The organism is Halomonas sp. (assembly GCF_034520545.1).
Taxonomy (GTDB): domain Bacteria; phylum Pseudomonadota; class Gammaproteobacteria; order Pseudomonadales; family Halomonadaceae; genus Halomonas.
On record NZ_JAXHNN010000010.1, the window covers coordinates 54073 to 70945 of the forward strand.

13 protein-coding genes and 1 pseudogene are annotated in these 16873 nt (G+C 66.4%); 6 read left to right on the forward strand and 8 right to left on the reverse strand.

Annotation, left to right across the window (positions count from 1 at the left end; all coding sequences use genetic code 11):
- Positions 1 to 176 precede the first annotated feature (176 nt).
- Positions 177 to 2780, reverse strand: coding sequence for a bifunctional aconitate hydratase 2/2-methylisocitrate dehydratase (gene acnB, locus U5L98_RS08795; protein WP_322557948.1), 2604 nt, complete (start codon positions 2778 to 2780; stop codon positions 177 to 179).
- Between the two features lie 258 nt (positions 2781 to 3038).
- Between acnB and U5L98_RS08800 the strand changes: the two genes are divergently transcribed.
- Genes U5L98_RS08800 through U5L98_RS08810 form a run of 3 tightly spaced genes read left to right on the forward strand, consistent with a single transcriptional unit; the run spans position 3039 to position 8077 of the window.
- Positions 3039 to 3494 carry a DUF1289 domain-containing protein gene (locus U5L98_RS08800; RefSeq protein ID WP_322557949.1) on the forward strand — a complete coding sequence of 152 codons (456 nt, stop codon included), beginning with the start codon at positions 3039 to 3041 and terminating at the stop codon, positions 3492 to 3494.
- Positions 3494 to 4129, forward strand: a complete 636-nt coding sequence (locus U5L98_RS08805; protein ID WP_322557950.1) for a tRNA-(ms[2]io[6]A)-hydroxylase — start codon at positions 3494 to 3496, stop codon at positions 4127 to 4129. Before U5L98_RS08800 ends, U5L98_RS08805 begins: the two co-directional genes overlap by 1 nt.
- Before the next feature lie 33 nt (positions 4130 to 4162).
- The gene (locus U5L98_RS08810; RefSeq protein ID WP_322557951.1) at positions 4163 to 8077 is read left to right on the forward strand and encodes an AAA family ATPase; all 3915 of its coding nucleotides are present in this window, start codon (positions 4163 to 4165) and stop codon (positions 8075 to 8077) included.
- Positions 8078 to 8148: 71 nt separating this feature from the next.
- Here the strand turns inward: U5L98_RS08810 and U5L98_RS08815 are convergent, their stop codons facing one another.
- The 3 genes from U5L98_RS08815 to U5L98_RS08825 all read right to left on the reverse strand — a co-directional run bounded on the left by U5L98_RS08815 (position 8149) and on the right by U5L98_RS08825 (position 10213).
- A complete protein-coding gene (locus tag U5L98_RS08815) occupies positions 8149 to 8403 on the reverse strand; it encodes a YkgJ family cysteine cluster protein (protein WP_322558930.1) in 255 nt (84 codons plus the stop codon).
- A 185-nt stretch (positions 8404 to 8588) separates the two neighbouring features.
- Positions 8589 to 9296: a hypothetical protein gene (locus tag U5L98_RS08820; RefSeq protein ID WP_322557952.1), complete on the reverse strand. Its 708-nt coding sequence runs from the start codon at positions 9294 to 9296 to the stop codon at positions 8589 to 8591.
- A 749-nt stretch (positions 9297 to 10045) separates the two neighbouring features.
- Complete coding sequence (locus U5L98_RS08825) at positions 10046 to 10213, reverse strand: hypothetical protein (protein ID WP_322557953.1); 168 nt, start codon at positions 10211 to 10213, stop codon at positions 10046 to 10048.
- Positions 10214 to 10794: 581 nt separating this feature from the next.
- Here U5L98_RS08825 and yegQ point away from each other — a divergent pair.
- The 3 genes and pseudogenes from yegQ to U5L98_RS08840 form a co-directional block, all read left to right on the forward strand.
- Positions 10795 to 12186: a tRNA 5-hydroxyuridine modification protein YegQ gene (gene yegQ / locus U5L98_RS08830; RefSeq protein ID WP_416208230.1), complete on the forward strand. Its 1392-nt coding sequence runs from the start codon at positions 10795 to 10797 to the stop codon at positions 12184 to 12186.
- Positions 12187 to 12260: 74 nt separating this feature from the next.
- Positions 12261 to 12671 (forward strand): SRPBCC family protein, encoded by a 411-nt coding sequence (locus U5L98_RS08835; protein ID WP_322557955.1) that lies wholly within the window; start codon positions 12261 to 12263, stop codon positions 12669 to 12671.
- A 135-nt stretch (positions 12672 to 12806) separates the two neighbouring features.
- Positions 12807 to 13551, forward strand: a pseudogene (locus U5L98_RS08840) (IS5 family transposase); the annotation flags it as partial.
- 69 nt (positions 13552 to 13620) lie between these two features.
- Here the strand turns inward: U5L98_RS08840 and U5L98_RS08845 are convergent.
- From U5L98_RS08845 to U5L98_RS08860, 4 genes are all read right to left on the reverse strand, one after another.
- Positions 13621 to 13857, reverse strand: coding sequence for a DUF2789 domain-containing protein (locus tag U5L98_RS08845; protein ID WP_322558931.1), 237 nt, complete (start codon positions 13855 to 13857; stop codon positions 13621 to 13623).
- A gap of 92 nt (positions 13858 to 13949) precedes the next feature.
- Positions 13950 to 15002 carry an asparaginase gene (locus U5L98_RS08850; RefSeq protein ID WP_322557956.1) on the reverse strand — a complete coding sequence of 351 codons (1053 nt, stop codon included), beginning with the start codon at positions 15000 to 15002 and terminating at the stop codon, positions 13950 to 13952.
- 109 nt (positions 15003 to 15111) lie between these two features.
- Positions 15112 to 16335: an MFS transporter gene (locus U5L98_RS08855; RefSeq protein WP_322558932.1), complete on the reverse strand. Its 1224-nt coding sequence runs from the start codon at positions 16333 to 16335 to the stop codon at positions 15112 to 15114.
- Positions 16322 to 16873, reverse strand: a complete 552-nt coding sequence (locus U5L98_RS08860; RefSeq protein ID WP_322557957.1) for a hypothetical protein — start codon at positions 16871 to 16873, stop codon at positions 16322 to 16324. Before U5L98_RS08860 ends, U5L98_RS08855 begins: the two co-directional genes overlap by 14 nt.

Here is a 16873-nt window from a genome sequence, read left to right on the forward strand (position 1 = left end):
ACGGAAGTCCCCTTTGGTGGGAAAAGCGCTTTGGCAGGTCAGTCAATCTGGACGGAGCAGAATAAAAAAAGCGCCCCGAATGGGGCGCTTCGTTCATCGGCTCCGGCCGCCGCGGACGGCGGCCTTCGATGTTGCGAGCATCGGAGTCGAACCTGAGGATATCAGAATACTGCTGATCAGGCTTCCTGTGCGATCGGAATCACGTTGGAAGCGGCGTTCTGATACTCCTCGATCTCGTGGAAGTTCATGTAGCGGTAGATCTCGCTGGCCATGGCGTCGAATTCACTCATGTAGCGGCGATACTCGTCGACGCTGGGCAGACGGCCTTCCACGGCCGCTACGGCCGCCAGCTCCGCGGAGGCGAGGTAGACGTTGGCCCCGTCACCCAGGCGGTTGGGGAAGTTTCGGGTCGAGGTGGAGACCACGGTGCTCTTGGCGGCGACCCGGGCCTGGTTGCCCATGCACAGTGAGCAGCCCGGCATCTCCATGCGTGCTCCGGCGCGGCCGTAGATGCCGTAGTAGCCCTCTTCGGTCAGCTGATGCTGGTCCATCTTGGTCGGCGGTGCCAGCCACAGGCGGGTCTTCAGGCTGCCGGCCGGCTGCTTCTCGAGCAGCTTGCCCGCGGCACGGAAGTGACCGATGTTGGTCATGCACGAGCCGATAAAGACCTCGTCGATCTTCTCGCCGGCCACGTCGGAGAGCAGGCGGGCATCGTCCGGATCGTTCGGCGCGCAGAGTACCGGCTCCTTGAGCTCCTCGAGGTCGATCTCGATGACCTCGGCATAGTCGGCGTCCTGGTCGGCGCGCATCAGGCTCGGGTTGGCGAGCCACTCCTCCATGCCCTGAATGCGGCGCTCGATGGTGCGACGGTCGCCGTAGCCGTTGGCGATCATCCACTTGAGCAGGGTGATGTTGGACTTGAGGTACTCGGCCACGCTGTCTTCGGACAGGGTGATGGTGCAACCCGCGGCAGAGCGCTCGGCGGAGGCGTCGGAGAGCTCGAAGGCCTGCTCGACGGTGAGCTCCTCGAGGCCCTCGATCTCCAGCACGCGGCCGGAGAAGGCGTTCTTCTTGCCGGACTTCTCGACGGTCAGCAGGCCGTTCTTGATGCCGTAGTAGGGGATGGCGTGGACCAGGTCACGCAGCGTGACGCCTGGCTGACGCTTGCCCTTGAAGCGCACCAGCACGGACTCCGGCATGTCCAGCGGCATCACGCCGGTGGCGGCGGCGAAGGCCACCAGGCCCGAGCCTGCCGGGAAGGAGATGCCCAGCGGGAAGCGGGTATGGGAGTCGCCGCCGGTGCCCACGGTGTCGGGCAGCAGCATGCGGTTCAGCCAGCTGTGGATGATGCCGTCGCCCGGACGCAGCGAGACGCCGCCGCGGTTCATGATGAAGTCGGGCAGGGTGTGGTGGGTGTCCACGTCCACCGGCTTCGGGTAGGCGGCGGTGTGGCAGAAGGACTGCATCACCAGGTCGGCCTGGAAGCCGAGGCAGGCCAGGTCCTTGAGCTCGTCGCGGGTCATCGGACCGGTGGTGTCCTGGGAGCCCACGGTGCTCATCTTCGGCTCGCAGTACATGCCCGGGCGCACGCCCTCAAGGCCGCAGGCCTTGCCGACCATCTTCTGGGCCAGGGTGAAGCCCTTGCCGGTGTCCTTGGGCTGCTCGGGCAGGCGGAAGACGTCAGAGGGCGCCAGGCCCAGCGACTCACGCGCCTTGGTGGTCAGGCCGCGGCCGATGATCAGCGGGATGCGGCCGCCGGCGCGGACCTCGTCGAGGATCAGCTGGGTCTTGAGCTCGAAGGTGGTCAGCACCTCGTCGGTGCCGTGCTTGCATACCTTGCCCTCGTAGGGATAGACGTCGATGACGTCGCCCATATCGAGGGCGGAGACGTCCATTTCCACCGGCAGGGCGCCGGAATCTTCCATGGTATTAAAGAAGATCGGCGCGATCTTGCCGCCGAAGCAGAAGCCGCCGGCGCGCTTGTTGGGCACGTTGGGAATGTCGTCGCCGAAGAACCACAGCACCGAGTTGGTGGCGGACTTGCGCGAGGAGCCGGTGCCGACCACGTCACCTACGTAGGCGACCGGGAAGCCCTTGGCCTTCACTTCCTCGATCTGCTTGAGCGGGCCCTTGACGCCGGGCTCCTCCGGCTCGATGCCGTCTCGCTCGTTCTTGAGCATGGCGTTGGCGTGCACCGGGATATCGGGGCGCGACCAGGCATCCGGGGCGGGTGAGAGGTCGTCGGTGTTGGTCTCGCCGGGCACCTTGAACACGGTCAGGGTGATCTTCTCGTCAAGGGCGGGCTTTGAGAGGAACCACTCCGCCTCGGCCCAGGATTGGATGACATCCTTGGCCACAGCGTTGCCCGCCTTGGCGCGCTCTTCCACGTCGTGGAAGGCATCGAACATCAGCAGGGTGTGCTTGAGCTGCTCGCCCACCTCCTTGGCGAGTTCATCGTCGTCGAGCAACTCGACCAGGGAGACGATGTTGTAGCCGCCCTGCATGGTCCCCAGCAGCTTGACCGCGTGTACCTTGTCGATCAACGGCGACTCGGCCTCGCCCTTGGCGATGGCGGTGAGGAAGCCGGCCTTGACGTAGGCCGCCTCGTCGACGCCGGGTGGAACGCGATTGGTGAGCAGGTCGAGAACGAACTCTTCCTCGCCGGCGGGCGGGTTCTTCAGCAGCTCGACCAGTGCGGCGACTTGCTCGGCGTTCAGCGGCTTCGGCGGCACGCCCTCGGCGGCGCGCTCCTCGACATGTTGGCGATAGGCTTCAAGCACGGTGGGGCCCTCATCGGTGGTGGTGGCCGAAGCCGGCAGAGCTTGTCACGCTTCGGCGCGGAAAAGGATTGGCAGACTCTTCTTATTGCTAGGGTGTCAGCGGTGCCGAGATCATAGTGGAAACTGTCGACAATGTTAAGTTTGGACCGTGATAACGGCCTTGAACTTTGGTCGCCGGCAACTTCGGGATGCCACCCCGGCCTTCCCCGCGTTACCATGACGCTCTGTCAACGCACGTTAACGTCAACGGGAGGGGACATGGGCGAGCGCATCATCTCACCGTGCGTCGGTCTCTGCTCGACCACCCTGGGTGACCCGGTTTGCCGAGGTTGTCAGCGTGTCGACAGTGAGATCCGCGACTGGCCAGCTCTGTCGTGCGAGCAGCGACAGCGGCGCATGCTTGAGCTGGATCGGCTGCGGTCCGAGGTTGCCGGGCGCTTCCTGGAGGTCGTGGATCCCGCCAGCCTGGAGGCGCAGTTGCGCCGTCATCGTATCCGCTTTCGGGACGCACAACCGCTGCTCTCCCGAGCCGTGGAGCTGCTGCGGGTCGGTCGTGGCCGCATTCGTGACCTGTCGTGCTACGGGCTGGCCGGTCACGAGGGCGAGGATGCTGTCACGCTCCATGAACGCATCACCGCCGACCTGCTTGACGCCGCCGAGCGGCGACGAGCGCTGATCTCCGACCCTCTTGACCTGACAACACGGGAACCCTGATGCTGCCGACCTTCGAGACGACCGATTGCCCGGACCTGCTGCCTGCCGAGCTACTCGCGTTCCTGCCCTGTGCCACGCCCGATGCCTGGGTGGATTGGGCGCTGGCCAACCCCGAGCTGTTGCTGATCGACCATGCCCAGTGCGAGAAGAAGGCAGCCTCCACCGCCATGAGCCTGCTTTATCGCTATGTGGACCAGCCTCTGCTGCTGACCAAGATGTCGCAGCTGGCGCGGGAGGAGCTGCTGCATTTCGAGCAGGTGATCAAGCTGATGGAGGCGCGGGGCATCGTCTATCGCCACATCAGCGCCTCGCGCTACGCCGAGGGGTTGCGTTGCCACGTGCGGGGTCAGGAACCGGAGCGTCTGGTGGATATCCTGATCATCGGGGCGCTGATCGAGGCGCGCAGCTGCGAGCGCTTTGCTCGCCTGATTCCGCATCTGGATGATGAGCTTGCCAAGTTCTATCGCAGTCTGGTTAAGTCGGAAGGTCGCCATTTCGAGGATTACCTGATGCTGGCGCGCCGCCTGGCTCCGGCCCCCATCGATGCGCGTATCGCCTTCTTTTCCGATCGCGAGGCCGAACTGGTCACCATGCCGGATACGGTCTTTCGTTTTCACAGCGGCGTGCCGGCCTGAGGCCATCACTTCCGCCACGCAGGAATGATCACCATGCGGGATGCTGCCGACGACGTACACGACAACGACCGGGACCACCTGGCACTCTTCGGCCACTTTTCATTGAGTCTGGGCGATGATGTCCTGACCCAGTTCAGTTACGACAAGGTCAAGGCGCTGCTGGTCTACTTGCTGCTCCACGACCAGCCCGTCAGCCGCGCTACCTTGGCCGAGTTGCTGTGGCCCGATCAGGGTCTGTCGTCGGGGCGTACCAACCTGCGCCATGCCCTGCACTGCCTGCGTCAGTCCCTGGGTGATGAAGCCGAACGGGTGCTGGCGGTGTCCCGCCAGACCATTGCCTTCCGGTTACCGGAGCGTTGGCACTTCGATATGCATCGTCTACAGGGCCTGCTCGAGAGCCCCGCCGACGTGGCCACGCTCGAGGCAGTGCTGGCCTGCTACCGAGGCGATCTCGCCGAGGAGCTGCATCTTGCCAGCTGTGCCGAGTACCAGCGCTGGCTGGTTCAGGTCCGTAATGAGTGGCGTCAGCGGGTGATCCGCTTCGCCGAGAGTGTGCTAGAGCGTGAGGAGCCGCTGCCCGGGGGAGTGCTGGAGTCACTGGTCAGCCGTTTCTCCGGCTACGGGCCTTTCCATGAGCGTCTAGTGCGCCAGCTGGCCGAACAGGGGCAACTGGCCGCCGCCCACGAGCAGTACAACGCCTACCTGCAGCTGCTGGCACTCTCCGGCCAACAGCCCGAGCCCTCCTTCCTGCAACTGGCCCGCTACTGGTCCGATACCCAGGCCGAGGGCGCGCACCTCGGCCCCAGCGGTGCCTTCTCGCGCACCCTGGCCATGGACAGCGCCCCCCTGCGCGAGGACGAGATCGAGCAGCGCCAGCTTTCGGTGATGGCCATCCGCCTGCGTCTCAAGGCCGATCTGTCGGCCCGCGCCGATGCTCGTGCCTGCCTGGCATTGCAGGTCGAACTGATGCGCTGGCTCGAGCAGCAGTGCCACCACCTCGGGGGCTTCTGGCTTCCCGGGGCGACCGGCGGCCTGGGCCTGGCCTGCTTCGGTACCCATGGCCCAGCACATCAGCTGGCTGAACTGGTGGCGCTCTACGAGCACTGTCGTCGCGTGCTGCCCGATGAGTCCCAGCGTCACTGGAGCGGCGAGGGCGAACCGCCACGCATCGAGCTGGCCGCCGGCCTCGACAGCGGCAGGGTGGTCTATCTCCCCGAGCGCCACCTGGTCGACCCGCTCGGCCAAGTGACCCAGGGCTCCCTCGACCTGATGAGCGCCGCCGAGGGCAGCGAGCTGGTCATCTCCCAGGATGCCAGCCAGCACATGCCGCCGGCGCTGGACCTCCAGCCACGGCTCTCCACGCGACTGGTGGCCAGCGACGGCCGGGTGCGCCTGCGCGCGCTCGTGCTCGGCACCAACGAGGGGGGGCGCGAGGCGCCACCGCCCAGCCTGGTGGGTCGCGAAGGCTCTCTGCGCACCCTGCGCGATGCCCTGGCCCGGGCCGGCATCGGCCTGCGCCAGAGCGTGCTGGTGCGGGGCCCCTCGGGGCTCGGCAAGTCGGCGCTGCTGGTGGGTTTCCGCCAACTCGAGCAGAGCCGCGAGGCGGCGATCTGCTGGCAGCCCACCACGCGGCTCTCCGTCCAGGAGCCCTATGGGGTGGCGCGCCAGCTGCTGCGCTGGCATCTGGGAGGGCGCATCGATGTCGAGACACTCTCGCAGCTGCTGGCCGACGATGACGCTCTGGCCCCCGGTTCCGACCACCGCCTGCTGCTGGAGGAGGCGCTGGGTGTGCGCGAGCCCCGCGAGATGGCGGTGCTGACGCAGAGTGGAGAGGCCGTCGAGCTGGTCGTGGGTCTGGTTCATCGCCTGATCCGCGAACTCTCTAGCGAGCGCACCCTGGTGCTGATGATCGACGACCTGCAGTGGCTCGACGAACCCTCGTTTAAGGTGCTGGCGGGCCTTCAGGCGCGGCTGCCGATCAACAGCCCCTTCCTTTTGGTGGCCAGCCACCACGGTCGCGAGGCGCTGCCGGCCAAGCTTCACTGGGATCAGCAGATATCCCTGGGTCGGCTGGATGCCATGCAGTCCTCGCGCCTCCTCTCCCAGCTGGCGCGTCGTTACCGTATCCACCTCAGCCCGCGGCTGCGCGGTCAGATCATCGAGCGCTGCGATGGCGTTCCTCTTTACCTACAGGAGATCTGTCGCCGAGTGGACATGGACCGGCGTGAAGGGCGCAGCGTGCAGCTCGACGAGCTGCCGCGTGGCCTGCTGGGTCTGTTGGCCAGCCGCATCGACCAGCTCGACGGCGATCGCGAAGTGGCCCATCTGGCGGCGGTGCTTGGTCGCCGCTTCCGTCTCGACTTCCTGGCAGAATGCAGCGGCTGGGAGATGAATCGTCTGGGATCGGCGCTGGAGCAGATGCGTCGACTGGAGATCATCGAGCCGACCGAGGGCGAGGAGGGAGAGCGTGAATACCAGTTTACTCACCAGCTATTGCAGGAAGCTGCCTATCTCTCCTGCCCCCGGGACGTGCGGGTGAGCATCCATCGTCAGGTGGTCAGCCTGATCGAGGAGCACTTCCCGATGTGGATCAGCCGCCACCCCGGTGACTTCGCCACTCATCTGCGGCGCAGCGGGCACTATGCCCGCGGTGCCCGCTACTTCGAGCTGGCCGCCCGGGAGGCCCTCAAGGTCAGTGCCAACCGCACGGCGCTGAAGATGGCCGACTTCGGGCTGGCCAGCCTGCGCCATGTAGAGGGCCAGGCCGAGCGCGAGATCAGCCTATTGACCGTGCGTGGGCAGGCCGCCTTTGCCCTGGAGGGGCATGGCTCGCCCACCGCCCACGAGAGCTTCGTGCGCGCCCGGGAACTCCTCGCCCAGGAAGAGCCAGGGCTGGAGGACGGCGGGGATCTGGAGCAGGCTTTCCTGGTCCAGTGGGGGCTTTGGGTGGGCTGCAGCCAGCGTCACGCCCATGCCGATGCGTTCTCGCTGGCCTCGCGCCTGGCCAGTCTCGCCGACTGCCTCGAGGATCCTCGCTACCGGCGTCTGGCTGACTTCGCCCGGGCCAGCTGCGAGTACTGGGCGGGTCGGATCTCCCAGGCCTATGATCACCTGGAGGAGATCGATCCGCTCAATGCCCCGATGATGATCGAGTGGCTGCCGTTCTCCGACCATCCCCAGGTGGCGGCTGCCTGCTTCCAGGGTTGGGCCCTCTGCCTGCGCGGCGACTACCAGCGAGCCGAGCGTCAGGTGGAGTCGGCCATTCGCTTGGCAGAGCGCATTGGCCATCCCGGCAGCCTGGCCATGGCGCTGATGTATGCCTCGGCCCTCTATCGGCAGCTGGGGCATGTGCATCTGGCCACTACACGGGCCGAGCGGGCCTTCGAGTTGACCGGTACTCCCGATCTGCACCTCTGGCAGGTGGCTTCACGCAGCGTGCTGGGTTGGCAGCGGGCCCTGGCCGGCGACCGCGATGGATTGGCCCAGATCGAGTCGGCCCAGGAAGAACTGGCCGAGGTCACCGGTCGAGATCCTCATCAGCGGCCGGCCCTCTGGTACGTGGATGCCTGTGTGGCCCTGGGGGAGCTCTCTCGAGCAGAGGATTATCTCGACCAGTGTCTGATGATCGCCCGCGAGCGTACCACCCTGTTCGTGCCAGAACTTGCCGTGCATCTGGCGCGCGTTCGGCACTGCCTGGGGCACTCCCACGAGGAAGTCAGAGCCCTGGTGGAGCAGGCCCTCATTCAGTCGCGGGAGGATGGCAATCTCCATCAGCAGCTTGCTGCTCTGGAGCTCTGGCTGACGCTGATCGATCCTGGCGACGAGACGCGTCGGTCCGCGTTCCGCGCCTTGCTGGGCGAGGTGAGCCACAGCGATGCGCCGGCCCTGATGCGCTGGCGCACTCTGCTCGACCGGCGCCTGCCCCACGCCGCGGATCTCTCTTCCTGAGGTGTGACTACGCGGCTCGCAGACGAGAACGGCACCCTCAAGGGTGCCGTTCTCGTTTCGAGGCGAGGACGTCAGGTGGCCAGTTCCAGGGCCTCGATGCGCCTGAGCGCCTCGTCGCGATCCTTGCCGCAAAGCTCCGGGTCGTAGTCGAAGCGCGCGCACACCGTGGGGCGTCGCGGGTCTCCGAATAGCCGGCAGAGGTTGGCCTCATCGAGCTGCGCGCAGCGAACGCCTGCCGGCTTGCCGTCGGGCATGCCGGGGATCGGCGAGCTGATCGACGGCGCGATGCAGCAGGCACCGCATCCGGGGCGGCAGTCGTCGGTGATGGCAGCCCTTGCGGATGCCGGTACTTCCGAGCCTGGACCCGCGATGGCGCTGGCCGCTTCCGCCGGGCGACTGGATCCCGGCCACCGCCAGGTGGCGCAATGCGCTCCTCCGTGGTTGGTGTGGGGCAGCATGCGCAGCGGCTGCGCGGGTGCCGGAGGCAGGAGCGGCCCTGCTCGGCGCTGGATCAGCGGCAGGCCAGCAGGTCGCGAGCGGCGTGTCGCCGGCGACGGCGTCCGCCTCGTCCGGCCTGGTAGCGGTCGAAGCCAGCCGGTCGTGCGCAGCGCCAAGCTGCCGAGGTGCGCACCGGCGTTGTCGCCAGCCGGCAGACCATCCAGGCGCGAACGATGACCATGGGCGATGCGCCGACAGTCTGCCGACATGCTGCTTCAGGCCATGGCTGTAGGTGCAGGCGGCCATCGATGGCCGCCTCGCGCAGCCGGAGGCGGATGGCGGTGACGCCGCGGCGGCCGCGCCGGCGCACCAGCTCGGGCGGCCAGGTGGTCGGCCAGTTGTTCTGGGCGATCCTCGCGCCAGGAGCAGGCTCAGTGCCTGGCGCGGGGCACGCACCTCCAGCGGATAGGGCCGCTGCTGCACGCAGAAGCCCTTCCTCCGCGCAGTCGTGGAGCGTCGCCCCGGTGCTGGATGGGCACCAGCAGGGCGCGGTCCAGGCCGCCATCGAGCCGCGACTCGATCCTGGGCTGCACCTCGCCGAACGCATGCCGTCCTCGCCGAGCTCGCCGTCGAGGTCCACGTCGTCCTGCGAGCTGGCACGGACCAGCGCCCCGCGGGTGGGCACGAGAGCGAGACGTCGAGGTGGGCGCAGGCGGTTGACGCCGAGCTGGCGTCTGTCGATCCCCGTACGAGCCGGTGGGTCGGCAGCGACAGCCGCCACCGGGGCCGGGCCAGGCAGCTAGTCGCATGGTCTCCGGCCGAGGCGTTCGGCGAACGGCGCTCAGCCGGGTGGCCGGGCCTGCCCGGTGGCCATCGGCTGCAGGAAGAAATGGTCGAACGCCAGCTGCGCGATGCGCTCGGGCGGCGCGTCGGCTTGCGGATGGGCCAGCTTCAGCTCGTCGCCTCCGAGCGACGGCGAGGCGATTCTCGCCCTCGGGCTGACGCAGAGCCAGTCGATGACTCGGTCTGGGGCGGGCAGTGGTGCCGTCGGTCTCCACGGCGACCCCGATGCTCGCAGGCGTGCATTCGGCGGATCACCCCTTCGTCGAGCCGCAGCAGCGGCCTCGCCCCCGGTGAAGATCCACATAGGGGCGGCGGTCTTCCCGTCGGGCTGTCCTGGTCGGGCCAGAGCGCGGTCAGATGCTCGGCCAGCGCCTCGGCCGCCAAGCGCACGGCCCGCTCCCGCCATCGCCGATGAAGTCGGTGTCGCAGAAGCGTCAGGCCGCCGTCAGCGCGGTCCTGCTCGCGGCCAGGACCATGACGGTATCGACGCGGTGCTGAAGGCCGGGCGCCAGCCAGCCTTCGGGCCGCGGTCATTCGAAGCGCGGCGCTCGGTAGCGCAGGGTCGAACGGCGGCGACGCCGGAAGGCCGGCGCGCTGTGCCGACGCCTCGCGCGCAACTCCTGCAAGCCCCATGCATCAGCCTCGAACAGGCACAGTACGTGTCGCTGGTCAGCGCCTTTCCGCGCATCAGCGCCAGCACCGCGGCCTTGCTGCGGGGGTCGATAGCGCAGCCGCACCGGTTCGGGTGTCGCCACCCACCCGATCCTTGAGCCGGATAGCGAACGGGTAGCGCGGTGACCACGGCGCGACCGCGCTCCAGAGCAGCCGCCGCGCCGCTTCTCCGCTGCACGGCATCAACGGCTGCTTGTGTCTGTCCAGATCGGCACCGCCATGGCGATTTCCTCCGCGTCAGCGCCCTCACTGGCCTGGTGTCGCGGGGCTTGCGCCGGTTCCTTGGGAATGTCGGCAACCGGCTCCTGCGTTTCCGCAGCGATCAGGACCTTCGGATGCGTGGCTACCTCGCGCTCGCGAGCGCGGCGACTGGCCGCAGTCGAAGGAGCGGGCGTGGACCTCGTTCCCGCGCGGCAGGGCGCGAGTGCAGCAGGTGCCGGTGGGTCCATGGCGCCGGCTGTTGACCAACGGCGCCGGGGTTGGTCGCCGCTGGCCCGGGTCACCCGGGCTGGCGTTCACGAAGCCTCGCCCTTGGGTCGGAGCGTCGTCGGCGGCCTCGCGCGGCCTGGCCGGAAGGTTCGAAGGGGGCAAGCCTACTTGATGCCGCCTGTCGCGAAAACGTTGACAGCTCGGCGCAGCAGCGGCTCGGCGCTGTCTATACTCCTGCCCCTCTACACCCTGCGCCGTCGCGCGCCATCGTCCTGACAACGGTGACCTCAGATGCAAGCTCCGAACTGCTCTCCCCGGCGGGGACGTTCAAGAGCATGCGCTACGCCTTCGCCTACGGTGCGGATGCCGTCTATGCCGGCCAGCCGCGTTATTCGCTGCGCGTGCGCAATAACGACTTCAAGCTCGATAACCTGCACCGTGGCATCGCCTATGCCCACGAGCGGGGCAAGCAGTTCTATGTGGCCTCGAACATCGCGCCGCATAACAGCAAGTTGAAGACCTACCTTCGCGACATGGAGCCGGTGATCGAGGCGGGCCCGGATGCGCTGATCATGTCCGACCCGGGCCTTATCATGATGATCCGCGAGCGCTGGCCGGATCAGGTCATCCATCTCTCGGTGCAGTCCAACGTGGTCAACTGGGCCGCGGCGAAGTTCTGGCAGCAGCAGGGTATCAGCCGCATCATCCTGTCGCGTGAGCTGTCGCTGGCGGAGATCGCCGAGATTCGCGCCGAATGCCCGGACCTGGAGATCGAGACCTTCGTTCACGGCGCACTGTGCATCGCCTACTCCGGGCGCTGCCTGCTCTCAGGCTACTTCAATCACCGCGACCCCAATCAGGGCACCTGCACCAACGCCTGCCGCTGGAAGTACAACACCGTGGCCGCTGCCCAGGACGAAACCGGCGACATCGTCCCCGCTAATTCGGCACGTGCCCATGCGGGGAGCGGGATCTGGACACCAGGTAGCGGGCATCAGCAGGGCGGGCTGATTGCTTCCGGAGGCGGCAGTGCCGAGGTGGCAAGCTCTTCACAAGACACCGCCACCGCGGGCGGCGTGGAGGGCCAGGACGAGCTCTCGGCGCTGATCGAAGACCGCACTCGCCCCGGCGAACTGATGCCGGTGTTCGAGGACGAGCACGGGACCTACATCATGAACTCCAAGGACCTGCGCGCCGTCCAGCACGTGCCTCGGCTCACCGAGATGGGCGTCACTTCGCTGAAGATCGAGGGGCGCACCAAGTCCCACTACTATGTGGCGCGCACCGCGCAGGTCTACCGCCAGGCCATCGACGATGCCGTGGCCGGCCGGCCCTTCGACATGCGCCTCATGGATGAGCTCGACAATCTGGCCAACCGTGGCTACACGGAGGGCTTCTATCGTCGTCACGTCCACGACGAGTACCAGAACTACGAACAGGGCAACTCGGTGGGTGTGCACCAGCAGTTCGTTGGCGAGGTCACCGGCTATGATCCCGATCGAGGCGTGCTCGAGATCGACGTCAAGAACCGCTTCGAGGTGGGCGACGGTATGGAATTGATGCTGCCAGGCGGCAACCGTCGCTTCGTGCTCGAGCATATCGAGAACCGGCGCGGCGAATCCGTGGGCGCGGCCCCGGGCTCGGGCCATGTGGTGCGCATTCCGGTGCCGGGCGAGGCCATCGCGCCGGAGCGGATCGAGTTCGCACTGCTGATGCGTGATCTCTGACCCGGACAGCGGCTGGACATCCGCGGGCGCCGGCGACATTGTGGATACCGATTGATCATCGAACAGGGAGCGGCATGGCCACCATCGAACACAGCGCGATTCTCAAGGCATCCCCCGAGCGGGTCTTCGCCCTGCTAGAGCGGGTCGAGGACTTTGCCGATTACTCGGATCTGATCCAGGCCATCGAGCCATTGGGAAGTGACCGTTATCGCTGGCATGTCCACGCGGTCGGCATGGACTGGACCTTCGATGTGGAGATCACCGAGGCACGAGCCCCGGAAGTGCTGGCCTGGGAATCGCTGAGCGGTGTTCATAACCAGGGCTGCTATCGCCTCAGGAGCGTCCCGGAGGGCACCGAGGTGGCCTTGACGCTGACCTATGTCATCCGCAACAGGCTGCTGGAGAAGGCGGTAAACCGAGCCGCCAAACCCCTGGTCAGCAAGGTCAGCCGGCAGATTCTGGAAAGAGTCGAAGCGCGGTTATGAGACCGCGCTACGTGGCGAAGCGTTTACCATCTCCGAGCTACGAGGGCCTGTTGACGTTTGGGCGAAGAAGATTTGGCAGGATAGGGGCAAGCTCGCAGAATAGAGGTTCCGACACCAACAAACTGCGAGCCTGCCATGCCCCGACAAATGCTCACGGATGAACACTGGTCGAAGCTAAAACCTATCCTGCTTCAACAAGGTATCTATGACAAGGCCGGTCTGCGAAACACTGTGGAAGGCATTCTTTACCGGATGCGCACCGGCTGCCAGTGGAGGGACCTGCCCGAGGCGTTTGGGTTTTGGAATACGGTCTACAAGCGCTTCAACGCCTGGTCAGCGGCTGGAAAACTGATGAGCGGTTTTCAGCACGCTGGTGGAAGATCCTGATGTCGAGTGGCTGTTCATTGATGGCTCTTACGTTAAAGCACACCAGGACAGTACAGGGGCTGCCACAGAGGAGTCAGAAGCCATTGGCAAAAGTCGTGCAGGCAACACCAGCAAAATTCATCTGGCCGTTGACGCTTACGGGCTTCCCAATTCCTTCAGGATAACGGGCGGAGAGGTACACGACAGCACAGAAGCCCAGGCATTGATTAATGACTTGCCGACGGGGGGTGCGCTGGTGGCTGACAAGGGCTATGACAGCGAGCGTATCCGTGAGCAAATTGAGGCGAAAGGCATGGAGGCCGTGATTCCACGCAGGCGTAACTCGAAAAAGGGAAATGCCAGTCTGGACAGAGGGTTATATCGCTATCGGCATCTCGTCGAGAATGCCTTTGCTCGATTGAAGCCGTATCGCGCCATAGCGACGCGATACGATAAACTGAAGCGAAACTACGAAAGCATGGTGGCCTTGGCCTGCGGCTTTTTATGGCTCCCGACGCGCAAACGCTACGACAGGCCGCAGCGGTCTGCCGACTTGGACCGCATGACGCACACCGCCGACGAGTCAGCCCTTGCGCAGCGAGGTGTTGAGGTGGTCGACGACTTCGGCCCAGTCGGCGTCTTCCTCGAGGGCCTCGCGCAGGAACTCCGACTGGCCCTCGTTCCAGCAGGGTGCATCGGGCAGGGCGATGTCCTCGGGAATGGGGGCATGGCGATCGATGAAGCGCTTGATCGCTTCGGGGTCCGAGGCAAGGCCGAGCTGCTCGAAGAGTTCGGTGAAGGGGTGGTCGGGGTGTTCCATGACGTGGCTCCTGCTGTCCTATCGAGATACTCCCCACCATAGCGACTTCCGAGACGATATGCTCGAGACACGTCAACGCTGCAGGCAACGCCTCAACGCTCACCGACGAGTGGCGTGAGAAACCGCCCCCGCCGCTCGCTTTCAGAGATCGACAGGGCCAGCAGGTGTACCAGCTTGGTGAAGGTGGCCTCCGGCGTCATGTCATCGGCCGAGAGGACGCCTGCATCGGTCAGCCCCTGCCCCGCAGCATAGTTGCCGAAGGCCGCCGGGCCGAAGGGGCACTGGCTGAGAGCCGCGAGCAGCTTGCCCTCGCCGCTGGCTCGGGCGAGCGCCCCGACCAGCGCCGGGTCATCCGGCAGGTTACCGCCTCCCCACACCTCCAGCACGGCGCCATTGACCCGGTCATCCCGCAACCAGGTCTCGAGTTGCCAGGCCTGGATGCCCGGCCAGAGTGCTAGGCGAACGACACTTCCGGGCGGCATTGCCGAATAGTCGGGGAGCTCGAAGCGCGGGGCTCCCCGCTGGTGATCCGCCAGCCCCCGTCCCGGGTAAAGGACCACCTCGTTATCGACCCGCTCCCCGAGCAGTGCTTGGTTGGGGCTGGTGAAGGCGTCGGCCGCCTGGGTCTGCCACTTGCGGGAACGGCACCCTCGCAGCAGACGACCGGCGAAGCAGATCGCCACTTCCTGCAGGCGCGGGGTGACCGCGAAGCGCAGGGCATCCTCGACATTGGCTGCGGCATCGCTGCCTTCTGCTTCCAGTGGGCGCATGGCGCCGGTAAGGATCACCGGACGGTCCAGCCCCAGCAGCTGAAAGGCCAGGCTGGATGCCGTCCAGGCCAGGGTGTCGGTGCCATGGAGGATGACGATACCGGCATGCTGCCGATGATGGTGCGCCACCAGGGCGGCGAGTCGCTGCCAGTCCCGGGGTGTGGCACTACTGGAATCAATGGGGCGATCGGTCTCGAGCACCTCGAAGGCCGGTAGACTCGCCCGGCGTGCTGGAGGCAGGTCGGCCATGGCGTGTCGCAGTCGAGTCTCGATGTCACCGCCCGGGATCAGGCCGCGTGGAGAGTCGACCATACCCAGGGTTCCGCCGGTGTAGATCACCAGCACGGAACGTTCTGCGAAAACTGGGACGGGCATTGGGGCTCCAGTCGGTGAAGGATCGGAAACGGGATGGCGCCATGATACTGGCTTGCCAAGAGGCGGCAAGATTGACCGGGTTCGTTGGTGGCCGTAAGACGGTGACTCGCTAACGGGTGACCAGGCGTCCCGTGTCATCGATTTCCAGACGCCGGTTGCGGCCGGCGAACAGGGCGAAGCTCATGCTGACGGCGATGATACCCAGCAGCACCAGGGTCAGGGTGGTCAGCCCTACCTCGAACTGCAGCATCACACCGATTGCCAGTGGTCCCATTGCGGCCAGGGTGTAACCACCTCCCTGAACCAGCCCCGAGAGCTTGCCCGCGAGGCGTGAGGTGGCGGTTCGCAGCACGATCAGGGTGAGGGCGAGGCTGAAGCCGCCGCCTTGACCAAGGCCCAGCAGCACGACGCCGGGCCAGCGCCATACCGCCGGTGCCTGCAGCAGCAGCCAGAACCCGGCGGCAACCAGGCCCAGCACGATAAGCAGGGCAGGCCGCTGGTCGCGACCCAGCCGTGCCAGCCAAGGCGCCGTCAGGGCCGAGATAAGCTGCACCATCACCGAGGCGCCCATCATCCAGCCGGCCTCTGCCTCGCTGAAGCCACGTGCCACCAGCAGGGTAGGCAGCCAGCCGAAGACGATGTAGGCCAGTGACGACTGGCTGCCCATGAACAGCATCACCTGCCAGGCCAGTGGCTGGCTCAGAAGCTCCCGAGTGGATCCGCCACCTCCCGGCAGGCTAGTGGCGGCATCATGGCGGGGCATCAGTAACTGCCAGGCCACCAGGGCTATAAGTGCCAGCAGGGCCCAGCTGGCCAGCCCGGCCGGCCAGCCGCCACCCAGGGCATCGGCCAAGGGAATGCTCAGGCCCGCGCCCAGGGCGCCGCCGAGGCAGAGTGCCATGGTATAGACGCCGGTCATCAGGTCGGCCCCCGCAGGCAGCTCGCGCTTGACCAGCGCCGGCAGCAGGGTGCCGGCCACGCCGATGGCGGCGCCGACCATCAGGGTGCCGGCAAACAGCGTGATCACGGCTGGCACGCCACGCAGCAGCAGGCCTGCCGCTAACAGCAACAGGGCGGCAGCCAGGGTATTCTCGGGGCCGAAGCGCTTGGCCAGCCAGGGCGCCAAGGGGGCAAAGATCCCCAGGCATAGCACCGGCAGGGTAGTCAGACCGCCGATGGCCAGCGGTGAAAGCCCGGTATCCTGCTGGATGCGAGTGAGTACCGGGGCCAGGCTGGAGAGGGCAGGGCGCAGATTGAGCCCTACCAGCACCATCAGACCGATGAACAGTGCCAATTGGCGGGCGGCGGGCCGAGACGCCTCAGTGACGTTCATCATCATCGCGCCGCTCGCGTCGGGGCGTCGGGCGGATGAAGCGACGCTCGTCCCGCTGCTTGCTGATCGAGGGGGGCTCGAGTTCGTCGTCCGCGTAAAAGGTGACCTCGCCAGGCGGCTTCGGGATGTCGCGGTTGACGTGCCCGCGAATGCCGGAGACATCCTCGGTGCTGACCAGGCCCGGCCCGTGGATATTGCCTGCCTGCTGGGCGACCAGTTTGCCCTCGAAGCTCCAGCAGCGCTGGGGCACCTGAGAGACGCGCCAGAGACGGCCCTGCCAATGAGCCTGGCCGTCATCGGTCAGCGTCAGGTCATCCAGCGGCACCAGGGTGGCGAACAGCCTTGCGTTCAGCACCAGGCCGCCGCCGGCCAGGCGTACGCCGCCCTGGAACTGACCCTTCGCCAAGGCCGCGAGCACGTCCTTGCGCTTGTCCCGGCTCTCGAGCGTGCCCTGGCCGCAGAGGTGCAGCAGGCCATCATCGATCTGCTTGATGACCCAGACCTTCACGGGAGACTTGCCGAACAGCTTCTTGAACAT